This is a genomic window from Novosphingobium sp. CCH12-A3 (genome assembly GCF_001556015.1).
GTDB classification, from domain to species: Bacteria; Pseudomonadota; Alphaproteobacteria; order Sphingomonadales; family Sphingomonadaceae; genus Novosphingobium; species Novosphingobium subterraneum.
In genome coordinates, this window is sequence record NZ_LSIA01000236.1 from 21,898 (window position 1) to 32,741 (window position 10,844).

Genomic DNA, 10,844 nt, shown 5'->3' on the forward strand with positions numbered 1-10,844 from the left:
GTCAGGGACCGCGTCAGCGGCCGCGAAGCGGCGATGGGGGCAACGATTTTTGCCGGGCTTGCCCGGTAAAAATGGTGGGGCCCCGTCGTCCTTGACGCAGCCCCAAAGCCCGCATCAGACTTGGACTTTCTGCGAGAGAGACCTCTCCAACGTCAGCGGGATAGCGATCCAATCGCCCCACAAACCAGTTTCCTACACGCATCCGGAATGGCAGTATTGTCAGCGGAGGGGACCAACGGCCAGCAAGAAGGAAACCCTATGGCCAGGTCCAAACCCACTGCGCGTGATGCGCTGAAGAAGCTGCGTGAACAGCGTGCCCAACTCGAAAGCGAGGAAGCTCGTCTTCGCGAAGAGGCAGCGACCGAACTCGGCAAGGTGTTGATCGAGTGCGGCGCCGAGACGATCGAACCTGCACAGCTGCGCCAGATCGTGCGTGCATCAATGGCACTCGGAATCGAAGAAACGCTGAAGCGGATCGCGCCCGCTTAAGGCCCACCCAGCGGCGGCAAGGGGCTCGATGCCCCGCACCGCCGCATAGTCCCAGAGCAAAAGAAAAGGCCCCGATGGCATCCGCCACCGGGGCCTTGTCGTGGGGCAAGGACATTCAGTCCTCGTCGATATCGGGAGCACCCTCGTTGCCGCCCGAACGGCCCTTGGTGAGGAAGTCGATCTTGTCGGCGATGATCTCGCAGCCGTAGCGCTTGGTGCCGCTCTGATCCTCCCACTGGGTGTAGTGGATGCGCCCTTCGACCGTCACGAGCTGGCCCTTGGTGCAGTACTTGGCGACGTTCTGGCCCAGGCCGTTGAAGCAGGTGATCCGGTGGAATTCGCTGTCCTTGGCGGTGTACCCGTTCTCGTCCTTGTAGGTCTTGCCATCCTTGCGGGCGGGACGGTCGGTGACGACCGAGATCGAGGTGATGCTGGCTCCACCCTGGGTGGTGCGGGTTTCGGGGTCGCGAGCGATGCGGCCAACGAGGATAACGAGATTGGTCATGGGCTTTCTCCTGATCGAGCATTCCGGGTCCATCCCGGCTGCAAACCCGAGCAGAAGCGCCCCGCGGCGAAGCGCACCGAAGGGAAACCCGGAACTGGTCCGGGTGGTGCGGGCAGCCGGGCACAGCCCGGCAACTCGGCCGAACCTGATCCGGGTTGCGCGTCTCGACGGGGGGTGATTCAGGGACAGGTTTGTATCGAAGCCGGGTGGAGCCGGATGCCTTGAACAGGTCTGCCCTGCCTCGTTTCCCTCCGGTCTTGGCCGGATTATCCACCCCGGCCCTCCGCCGGAGAACGCCCTCTCAGATCACGGTACGGACCGCTCCTCCAGCAGGTGGCCTGGTTCTGGACGCAACTGCTTCGCCGGGGACAGGCATATCGATCGTCACCCCTTCAGCGCCGTCCAGAGGGTTGCCTCGTAGCATCCAGGCCTGCGGCGTGATCAAGCGCGCCCAGTCAGCAAAGGAGGGGATCGCGCCCAAGTCTTCGCGCACATGCTGCTCGCCGACCAGACGCACCGGAACGACCCGGCCATCGGCATTGACGAGGGTCTCACCGAAGATCGCCTCCAGCATGAATATCCCCTCGGCATGGTGCCGCAGCGCGCGGTGCCGAGGGTCTGCCAGGATTGCCTTGGACTGGTCGAACCACTGGTGCAGCGGGAGATAGTCATCGACCGTGCCGCCCCATTTCCGGACCGACGAGAGGGCGTGGTAGTAGCAGTGGGCCATGCCTGGTCTCCTAGAGCTCGGTCGAGTGATCATCGGTCGCGGTGAAGCGCAGGCTGCAGTCGAGCACGAAGGTCGCTTCAGCCACATCGATCACGAGTTCGCCGCAGGCACCGTCGTTGATCTCCCAGCCAGGGTGGTGACGTTCGAGCGCCAGATAGGTCAGCTGCTCCAGAGCTTGCCCAAGCGACTGCAGCTCCGCGGAACCGTCACCATCCGAGTTGCCTGCTTCGTCTTCCAGAATGGTGACAACGGGGCACGCGATCGCGGCACCAGCGGCATCGAGGCACGCACATTCCTCAACAGCACCGCTGTCGCCGCAGCCGTCAAAGCGGATCTCGACGCGGGCGATTCCGGCTTCCTGCAAGCGCGGGAGAATGACGGTCTTGAGCTGCTGAATCTCTTCGGCCACCTCGGTTTGCCGCTCGGCTTGGCGAACGGCAAAGTCGGCCATCACGGCCTCGATATCGATCATGGAATGCCTCCTGTAGAAAGGAGCCAACGACCATCGCTGGCTCCAGCCGACAGGCGCCCCCCTTTCCTCTGATGGACGACGCCAGCGCCGATCCGACGCTGGCGCGAAGACCGACAGGGCCTTAGTCGGTCCTGGCCGAAGTGTTCTTCGGATTGGTACCGAGGGGCCCGCGGCGATCGACAACGGTGATCCGCCTAGCCTTGGCCTCGATCACCAGGCGTTCGAGTACGCCATTACCCGGGAACGCGATGACGTAGCGCGGATCGAGGGAGAGCATCCGCTCGTTGCGCTTGAAGCCGGCACGGGCGCCCAGGCGCATATCCAGCGAGAATGTCACCTGCGGGATGCCTCGACGTTCAGCCCAGCTCGAAGCCAGACGGTCGACGCCCTTGGTGTCGCCGCCATGGATGAGCACCATGTCCGGCACGCGGTCGCGGACCTTGTCGAGCGTAGCCCAGACATTTTTGCCGAAGGTCAGCGCATCGTCTTCGGTCGCATGACGGGTGCGCCCGCCAGCGAACACGACCGGGGTTCCTTCGGGCACGGCCGCACGGCGCTTGGCCTCGGCTCGGGCACGCAGAAAGTCGCGCCCTTCGACGAGCGCGGACGTCAGCATTGCGTTGTGGTTGAAGCGCGAGCTGGAGACTGGCTTCCAGGAGGAACCGAACTCGTTGAGGTAGAGCGCCGCTGCGACTTCGCGCATCTCTTCGAGCGCCAGCATGGCGCCTTCGGCGCACTGCGCCCGCTCGACCTGGGTCTCGAGTTCATGGGTGTGGACCTCGGATCCATCGGCCGTAGCAATCAGCGCGCGGACCTCGTCGGTCGCCCGGTCGAGGGCTGTCGACTTGCGCTCGGCGGAGCGGTGAAAGATGTTGACGAAGGCCCAGCCGAGATCCTCGGCGTCGGCTTCAAGAGCGGTCCCGGACACCATGGCAAAAAGGTCGGACCAGACCGCTTCGAGGGTTTGGACGACCGCTTCGCGCACCGGAAAATCGCTTGTCGATACGGGAGCAGGGCCAATCGAGAAGCCGGCAAGATCGAGCCCGGCGAGTTGGTCGGCGAATGACGTGTGCATGGGATTTCCTCCTGACTGACGTGAGGCCGACGCACCCGTTCATGGCTGCGCCAGCGAGAGCCCGTCAGGGCCAGCATTCCGGCAGGGTTGCGCACCCGTCAGGGGAAACCTGGCTTGGCGGGCTGGCGCGGGCAGGCCTTGAGCCCAAGGGGCGAAGGCCAACACGGGCCCGACCAAGCCGGGTTGCGCAAGACTGGCGGCTGGCCCAGGGCCTCTCTCGCATGGCGCCAGGCCATGGGCGGTCGGAACAGATCCATAGGCAGGGGCACGCCCTATGCTTCATCCATGCACCGCCCCGGCTCGGCTCAAGCCGCTCGCTTGGCGTAGACACCCTCTCCGTTCGACATATGCCCGAGACAGTCATAGTCGCCGAACACGGCATCGAAGCGGGATGCGATCTGGGAAAGCCAGCGCTGTGCCCGCGGTGAACGAGCCGTGCGCCAATCGGCGTCCCAATAGGCGCCGTCATCACGCTCGACGATCCAGACGGCCACCAGCCCGCCGTAGACCGATACGCCGAAATCCGCATAGGCATTGCGCATGAGGATCCGGTCTTCCCGGCCTAGCCAGCCGTCATGCGGGATTAGCGATGGGAAGGCTCGGCCGGCCCGCTCGCGCAGGTCTTCGGGCAGCCATTCATACTCGAATTCCCAGTCGTCCTCGGCTTCAACCTCGAGAACCGTGAATGCGACGATTGCGCCGCTGGGATAGCTGACCGATCGGCCCATGACACCTTCCCTCAGGCCGCGAGCGCAGCGTCGTCTGACGCGCCGTCAAACTGCTCGGCCGTGATCCGACCGCCGAGCCTCAGCAGCAGGGTCGAAGCCTCTTCGGCCTTGGCCGCAGCCGTCAGAATGGCGCGGTCATCGTCCTTCAGAAGCTTGAGCCAATGCTCGATGTAGCTTGCGTGGCTGTCGAGGTGTGTGACGGGCAGGCCCAGCTCAGCGCCGAGCATGGCGCTCGAGAGTTCGGCGATATATCCTGACAGTCCAGCCCCAATCTGACTTCCGACGCCAATTTTTAGGACGCGCATCATGCCGCCAACTCCTCGGGCTGGGGTTGCTGGGCGTGCATCCAGTCGGCTGCGGCCTGTGCCTTGCTGGCGGCGGTGAAGATGGCGCGAGGGTCGTCCTTCAGCACGCGCAACCACGATGCGACGTATGCGGCATGATCGGCGCGCGGATGGTGGGCGATCCCGAGGTCGGCGAGCACGAACGAAGCTGTCAGTTCGGCGCAGATCTCCTCGATCGCCAGACTGTCCCGCTTGAAACGTTCGGCAAAGTTGCGATCGAGCCGGTGCTTTGCCCCTGTGGCGTGGGCCGCCTCATGCAAAAGCGTGCCCATCTGTGCTGATGCATCCCGAAACGAGGCAAAGGTCGGCATGAAGATGTGATCGAGGTCGATCCGGTAGTGCGCATCGTAGGCGCCCTCGGTGATCGGGATCTTGAGGGCCGCGACGAAAGCTTCGGCGTGCCCGAACCGCTCGCCCTCGGGTAGAACTGCGACAGGAGCGGGCTCATAGCCCTCGACCTGTGCGAGGTTGAACACGGTGAAGGCCCGGGCGAACATGCGGCCGGGGTCGGCTTCGCCGTCGTCATGATCATCATCGGCGCGCGATGCGGCCTGCTTCCAGAACACGACGGTGGTTCCGCGCTCACCCTTGCGGACCTGTCCGCCAAGAGCTGCCCACTGGCGATAGGTCCCCCAAAGACCACTGGAATAGCTGCTGGCTTCGGCGGCAATCCAGAGCGCCAGCACATTGACACCGCGATAGCGACGGCGGGAGGTGACGTTCTGCGGCCTCGTCGTGGCAGCGCCATCATGGTGCCAGGGCATGCGCCAATTGCCGGCACCGGCTTCGATGGCAGAGACAATCTCGGTGGTGATGCGCGAATAGACGTCGGCTCGCGGCGTCGCAGGGTGGGATCGGGACATGGCGGGTCTCCACGACGAGCGGAGGGAAACTCTCTTCCGCTCCTTCAGCCCGTCACCCGAAAACCGGCCTCCTCTCCCTCTCCCGCCACACCGGTCCGAGGTGTGGCGGCACCGGGCGCGATCTGTTCGAGGACACGCTCAATCCTTGCCACCTCGGCCTGAAGCGTTACCCGCTGCGGTTCTGGAAGCCGCTTCTCGCGCAGCAACAGCCGCGCCTCGTCAGCTCCGCGCTGCCAGGCCGGGCGATGCCGTTCGGCAATGCAGGCATTGGGGCAGCGGACCGGCTCGCACATGGCGATCATTGGTCCGGTCGCACCCGGTTCCGAAATGCGGTTGAGGCACAGGGCAGTTGCCGGATCAAAGAAGCAATCGGCCAGCGGGCCGACATGCAATGTCCGCGCGAGACTGCCGAGCATCGTCCGTAGGCGTGGCCGGTCGGCAATCATGGCGGGTAGCGGCGCCAACTCGTGGGCGGCAGTATCGAGTGCGGCTCCGATCCTGTTCGCGGCAGGTCCGCCAAGGCGCGCACCACCTTGCCGATCGTCGAAGTAGACGAGGATATCGTCGATCTGGCCAAGCGCGCGCTGGGCTTCGATCTCTCCCCGAAATCCGGACCGGCTGCTGCCGGCATAGCCTTCGAACGCCGCAACGCTGGCGTGCTTGTACTGGATCATGCCGGCAATCGTCCCAAAGGGCCGGTTGGCGATGTGCCAGGCAATGGTCCGGCGAAACTGGCGTGTGGTCAGACGCCAGGGCGCGCCATTGGGGCCGGCAGGAATGATCGGTGCCTGCGCCGTTCCGAACCGGTCGTTGAGATGATCGCGAAACCGGTTGAGTTGCCGGACGATCTCGGCAGAAACGTGCGTCTTGGTGTTAGCCCGAAGCGTGAGGACCGGCCACAAGGTCGTTGTCCCGCGCGCTTGCCCCGCCCGCGCGGAAAGCCGTTCGAGGACGGCAATGGCTTCGGCGACCGGTGCGATAGTGACCCACTCGGTCTCCTCGCCGCAGCCGCGCTTGCCCTTGTAGGCGGTGGACTTGATGCGATGCCGCAAGATCGCACCGTCTTCTGCTCTGGTGATGGACAGGCATCCCCGCTTCATCGCCTGGATCTCGCTGTCCCGCATGCCTGAGAGATAGGCACAAACGACGTAGGCCGCCGACTGCAGCATGACCTCTTCGAGAGCCAGTACCTTGGCATCGAAGCGGGTGCGCCAAGGCAGGCCAGTATCGAGATCGGCGGAAATGGGCGTATCCATCCCGCCGATCTCGGTGCCGAGTTCTGCGATGGCGGCGGCGATGAGGTCCGGCGCCCCGGTGGTCAGGCCAAGGTGCATGGCAGGTTCGACCTGCGCGTCGATGCCGGCGTGAAGGTGGATCAGATGATAGTTGATCGGCGGCGTGACTTTGCCGCTTTGCGGATCTGTCCGCGTTGTGCCGTTGTGTGCGGTGGTCCAGATCGGGATCCCGCGCCCTTGTCGCCGCAAGGCGGCAATATAGGTGTTGAGGCGTTGGCGTTGCCGCGACCGTCGATCCGTATGATCAAGACCCGCCTCAGCGGCAACCAGACGGTTGCGCTTTGCTTCAAGGCGATCGAGTTCCGCCCGTGAGGCGAGGATATCTCCTGCGTAGTAGTTCACATAGCGCAGCGACCAGGCGAGCAGCGGCGTTATGATCGCTTCCGGAATGCGCGGCGTCCGGTTCTCTCCGGCGACGTACTTTGCTCCCGCCACCGAGAAAGGGCTGCGCCCCGGCCACGGTTCAAAGGAGAGGCGCGCAGTCGGCAGATGGTGCCGCAACTCATGCAGGTCGAAGACTATCCGCAGCAGCGCTGCCGCCGCAACCGGACGCAGTCCGGCAAGGCGCAAAGAGCGGGCGTAGCGATCAGCCAACGACTGATCGACCCGGCCAAGATCGAAATGACCCAGCTGAGCCTTCACGAAGTCGAAAAAACGCAAGATCCGGTTGGCCTCGCCGCGCACCCCCGCCGGCTCAAGCCGTGAACGGTGGCCGGGTAGATCGACATTGAGACGCGCATGAAGAATCTGGCGCAGGGCATCGGCGATGGAAGGGTCTTGGATAACGGCGAAATGTACCGTGACATGGCACCGCCGGGCATTCTCGCGAAACACGCCGGGAGCCAGATCCCAGACCGGATCGCCATATCGCGAGATATGCGCGCGATCGACCCCAGGGCGGAGCGGTGCGGAGATGAGCACCGGGAGGGCGTCACGTTCATTGCAGCTGTCGGCCAGAAGCTGGAGAGCGGTCATGCGCGGGCCTCGGGTGGCAGGTAAACCATGGGAGGTTCGGCCGCGACCTGCGCCCGGGCCCTTGCCACGACATCGTCGCCGAAGGCGGGCAGGATCTGCTGAACAATGCGGTCACGGGCATGGCCGAACTTGGCTGCCCAATCGGCTGCGCTCAGGCCGGCTCGCTGATCATCGACAAAGGAGAGGAACGCGAGGATGGCGGGTAGCTTGCGCGCGGTGATGACCGCGTTGCGACAATCGAGGCAACCCCAGAACGGCGTTGGGCACGCGGTACCGGCAGATGCAAAGGGACTGGAATAGAAGTTGCCGCAGCTGGCAAGCCAGACGTCCTGTTCGCCGTCGAGAAGTGCGCGCGAGACGCCTTCATCATCCGGAGTAGGGCTCGCCAACTCGCCGCGCAGTCGCTCCTCGTCGGGAGGAGGAAGTGCCCTGGGACCGGGCAGCGCCGCTTCGAGGGCGTCCGCCACGGCCTGCTCGTGCAGCGGTCTGAGCGCCGGAATATCGGCGTAGTGCCGTGCCGCGATCTCGGCGGTATGGCCGACGGCGAAGCGGGCCATGTGCCCTTCGGTCTTCAGGTACCACAAGGCCTTGTGCGTCTTGCGCAGGTGCGAAAGGCGCAGATAGAGCGGTCGGCCGGCGTCATCGACAATGCCGTGACGCTGCGTCCAGGCGTCGATCGTCATGCGCGGATGGCGAATACCAGCGGTGATCTCGCCGTGCTGATAATAGACCCACAGGCAATCGCTGGCATGATGTACCCGCGCCTTGGCCGTAAGCGCGATAATGCGCCGGATCAGGCCGCCCGGTGTTGTCGAGGCGCCGTCCCTGACCCGGATGGTCTTGTGTTCGGCACCATGCGCGCGAAGCTTGGTGTATGCGATCTCCACCGTCCCGCCCGAAGCGTTGCGCAGGCAATCGATGGTGAGAGTCTTGCAGCACTCGAGTTCGAGGCCGGTCTCGAGCGAAAAAAGGACCAGTAGCGGCACGACATCGGCGGATGTGAGGTAATGGGCACCATGCAGCGCCATGGCGAAATCCGGGCTGACGATGCTCCGGTTCCAGCGTCTGGCGTAAAGCGCCATCCACTCGGCATCGCGATGCTTCAGGGTACCGCGAGCCTCTATCGCTAGGTGCGCCTTGTGGGCGGCCACCTCAAGATCCGGCACGTCGTCATAGCGTGGGCCGGCCCGCAAGCGCGCCTCGATGCCGACAAGATCGGTGCGCGCCGCTTCGCGTAGCTGGCGGGCAACGAACGGACTGTACGCGTCACGAGGGCGAGACCGGGCATAGGGATGCGAACTCACGTAGCGAAGCCGATCGCGGAGCCCCGGGTCAAAGAGATCCGGTTGATCGACGGCGACCCGGCGCAGGATGGAAACGATCTTGGCGACATAGGTCGGCGCGTGCACTCGCGACTTGCCTTGTGCGGCGAGCCATCTCTCGAATCCATCGATATGGTGGGTACGAAGGTCTGCCGGGCCGTTGATCCGATCGCCTGTCCCGGCAAGATAGGCAAAGAAGCTCGGCAACTGCGTGACGTATGTCTTGATCGACGAACGCACCATGATGGGGCCGCGCGGGGCGACCAGCATGAACAGGCCCCGTGCAAAGGCGAGAGCCAGGCCACGGGGCCGGAAGCTGGTGAAATCCACGAGCAACTCACCGCCGTATGGCGGATCGATCATGAAGCGCAGCGTGCTGATCTGCGACCATGGATCGGCCTCGGGCGCAGTCGCCGAGGCCTCGAAACTGACCTTGCGTCCTTTGCGTGGAGCAGCGGTCATGATGGAAGATAGCCCGGTACGAGTGCCAACAGCTCTTCGACCGCCGCATCAACGGTATCGGCACGCGTGGCGAGGTGATCGAGATAGATCGAGGTCGTGGCGAGGCTTGAATGACCGAGCAATCGCTGAACCTGCTGAAGCGGATCGCCGACCAACTGGCGATAACCATCCATGGTGCCCACCGGTGCCGCCGCCTCGGCAAGGCGGCGCTGGATCAGCATCGCCAGCATGTGGACCGCAAAGGAATGCCGGAGTTGATGGGGGCTGACCCGGACCGGGATGCCGGCATCCGTGCAGCGGCGGCTCGCCCGCGCGAAGATCGCTTCCCACGAGTTGGGGAGCACCGGTTGCCCGACCTCGGTCAGCCAGAGCACCGCTGCTTCGCAGGGCGTTCCGTCGTCATCGCAAATGACGAGCCTGGCGCGTTCATCCGGTGTGACGACCTCCATGTCCATCGTGCCACCGCCAACGAGATGCAATGCGCTCGGCCCGAATGAGGGGCAGTGGATGAAGATCGGGCGGTCGATGGCTTCCCAGCCACGGCGTCTTGCGAACTTGGCGACGGCTTCGGCTCGCTCAACGGCGATATAGGCGTCAAACACCGGCAACAAACGGCGCGGCAGCAACATGCTACGCCCCCTGTCCCCCTTGGTGAGTGCCGCCGGAAGCTCTACCCGCCGCTGCCGTTCCGCGCGGGCATCGCCAACCGGAATCTGGGCAGTGAGCAGGTGGGATGCCTCTTCGAGGCGCAGGCCGGTGGTGACCAGCAGATCGGCGAACAGCGCGTTGCGCGCGCCATTCCGGTCACGTGCTCCAGGACGCTCGGTCCCTTCTATGGTCAGGCCGCGCAATCCGACCTCTCGGAAGGCGCGGTAATCGGTGAGATCGATGAAGCGGACATCGGACCGACGGGCCGCGCGTTCATAGGCGTCGTTGCGGCCCGTGACGGCCGCTCGACGCCCTCCGTGCGAACTTCGCCAGACCTGACGGTGGGTAAATGGTGTGCGCTCGATCAGGCCCTCCCGCTCGGCCCATCGGTAAAGCTTGTCGAGCGAGGCAATCGCCCGGTTCCACGTCGACGCCGAAACCCGAAACTCAGCATCGCTGCGCCGCCGGGCACGATGATAGGCACTGACATCATCGGTATCGGCTTGCCAGACAGACTTGCCGCGCGCGGAGGCGAGGAAGCGAACCCAGACCAGAACATCATAGCCGTGAGCGCGCAGCGAATGGCGCGAACGCGCCCCGTTCAACGGCAGATCGAGGAAGTAGCGGTCGAGGTCTGGATCGTAGATCTCTCCACCTTGCAGGATCATTGGGATGTAGGAGTCCAGGCCATCCGCCGCCCGGCGTTCCTGAATGACGATCGACGTGTCTGAAGTATCCACAGCTTGCCAGTCCCTCCCCCGGACCCCCTCCCGAATCCAGATCGCACACCTTGCGCGCCTGCGGGACGGTGGCCATCAGGCCGGACTACGCCAGCTTATGGATAGCGCTTCATCCGGCCTGATGACCCCCTGCGTTGTGCCAAGAACATACCGTTCAATGGTGCGTCAGGCACGGTGCAGACTGTCCAGATAAGGC

At 64.5% G+C, this 10,844-nt stretch carries 11 protein-coding genes; 1 reads left to right on the forward strand and 10 read right to left on the reverse strand.

All coding sequences use genetic code 11. From position 1 onward, the window contains the following. Positions 1-258 precede the first annotated feature (258 nt). The gene (locus AX703_RS28510; RefSeq protein ID WP_231735631.1) at positions 259-489 is read left to right on the forward strand and encodes a DUF6437 family protein; all 231 of its coding nucleotides are present in this window, start codon (positions 259-261) and stop codon (positions 487-489) included. A gap of 115 nt (positions 490-604) precedes the next feature. Here AX703_RS28510 and AX703_RS19550 read toward each other — a convergent pair whose 3' ends face one another. The 10 genes from AX703_RS19550 to AX703_RS19595 form a co-directional block, all read right to left on the reverse strand. Further along, positions 605-994 (reverse strand): single-stranded DNA-binding protein, encoded by a 390-nt coding sequence (locus tag AX703_RS19550; protein WP_062346505.1) that lies wholly within the window; start codon positions 992-994, stop codon positions 605-607. A 301-nt stretch (positions 995-1,295) separates the two neighbouring features. Then, on the reverse strand, positions 1,296-1,724 hold the full coding sequence (locus tag AX703_RS19555; RefSeq protein WP_062346507.1) for a hypothetical protein: 429 nt from the start codon (positions 1,722-1,724) through the stop codon (positions 1,296-1,298). A 10-nt stretch (positions 1,725-1,734) separates the two neighbouring features. Then, on the reverse strand, positions 1,735-2,196 hold the full coding sequence (locus AX703_RS19560; RefSeq protein WP_062346510.1) for a DUF6878 family protein: 462 nt from the start codon (positions 2,194-2,196) through the stop codon (positions 1,735-1,737). 121 nt (positions 2,197-2,317) lie between these two features. Then, on the reverse strand, positions 2,318-3,271 hold the full coding sequence (locus AX703_RS19565) for a DUF2493 domain-containing protein (RefSeq protein WP_062346512.1): 954 nt from the start codon (positions 3,269-3,271) through the stop codon (positions 2,318-2,320). A gap of 305 nt (positions 3,272-3,576) precedes the next feature. Next, positions 3,577-3,999, reverse strand: a complete 423-nt coding sequence (locus tag AX703_RS19570; protein ID WP_062346514.1) for a hypothetical protein — start codon at positions 3,997-3,999, stop codon at positions 3,577-3,579. An 11-nt stretch (positions 4,000-4,010) separates the two neighbouring features. Further along, complete coding sequence (locus AX703_RS19575; protein ID WP_062346516.1) at positions 4,011-4,307, reverse strand: zincin-like metallopeptidase domain-containing protein; 297 nt, start codon at positions 4,305-4,307, stop codon at positions 4,011-4,013. Further along, positions 4,304-5,206, reverse strand: a complete 903-nt coding sequence (locus AX703_RS19580) for an ArdC family protein (RefSeq protein WP_027297282.1) — start codon at positions 5,204-5,206, stop codon at positions 4,304-4,306. Before AX703_RS19580 ends, AX703_RS19575 begins: the two co-directional genes overlap by 4 nt. A 44-nt stretch (positions 5,207-5,250) precedes the next feature. Then, positions 5,251-7,476: a hypothetical protein gene (locus AX703_RS19585; protein WP_062346518.1), complete on the reverse strand. Its 2,226-nt coding sequence runs from the start codon at positions 7,474-7,476 to the stop codon at positions 5,251-5,253. Further along, positions 7,473-9,260 (reverse strand): hypothetical protein, encoded by a 1,788-nt coding sequence (locus AX703_RS19590; protein ID WP_027297284.1) that lies wholly within the window; start codon positions 9,258-9,260, stop codon positions 7,473-7,475. The genes AX703_RS19585 and AX703_RS19590 overlap by 4 nt, the downstream gene beginning before the upstream one ends. Beyond that, positions 9,257-10,648 (reverse strand): site-specific integrase, encoded by a 1,392-nt coding sequence (locus AX703_RS19595; RefSeq protein ID WP_027297285.1) that lies wholly within the window; start codon positions 10,646-10,648, stop codon positions 9,257-9,259. The genes AX703_RS19590 and AX703_RS19595 overlap by 4 nt, the downstream gene beginning before the upstream one ends. Positions 10,649-10,844: the final 196 nt, after the last annotated feature.

Coding starts and splice junctions, on each gene's coding strand:
- AX703_RS28510 (WP_231735631.1), top strand. CDS start 259: ATGGCCAGGTCCAAACCCACTGCGCGTGATGCGCTGAAGAAGCTGCGT.
- AX703_RS19550 (WP_062346505.1), bottom strand. CDS start 994: ATGACCAATCTCGTTATCCTCGTTGGCCGCATCGCTCGCGACCCCGAA.
- AX703_RS19555 (WP_062346507.1), bottom strand. CDS start 1,724: ATGGCCCACTGCTACTACCACGCCCTCTCGTCGGTCCGGAAATGGGGC.
- AX703_RS19560 (WP_062346510.1), bottom strand. CDS start 2,196: ATGATCGATATCGAGGCCGTGATGGCCGACTTTGCCGTTCGCCAAGCC.
- AX703_RS19565 (WP_062346512.1), bottom strand. CDS start 3,271: ATGCACACGTCATTCGCCGACCAACTCGCCGGGCTCGATCTTGCCGGC.
- AX703_RS19570 (WP_062346514.1), bottom strand. CDS start 3,999: ATGGGCCGATCGGTCAGCTATCCCAGCGGCGCAATCGTCGCATTCACG.
- AX703_RS19575 (WP_062346516.1), bottom strand. CDS start 4,307: ATGATGCGCGTCCTAAAAATTGGCGTCGGAAGTCAGATTGGGGCTGGA.
- AX703_RS19580 (WP_027297282.1), bottom strand. CDS start 5,206: ATGTCCCGATCCCACCCTGCGACGCCGCGAGCCGACGTCTATTCGCGC.
- AX703_RS19585 (WP_062346518.1), bottom strand. CDS start 7,476: ATGACCGCTCTCCAGCTTCTGGCCGACAGCTGCAATGAACGTGACGCC.
- AX703_RS19590 (WP_027297284.1), bottom strand. CDS start 9,260: ATGACCGCTGCTCCACGCAAAGGACGCAAGGTCAGTTTCGAGGCCTCG.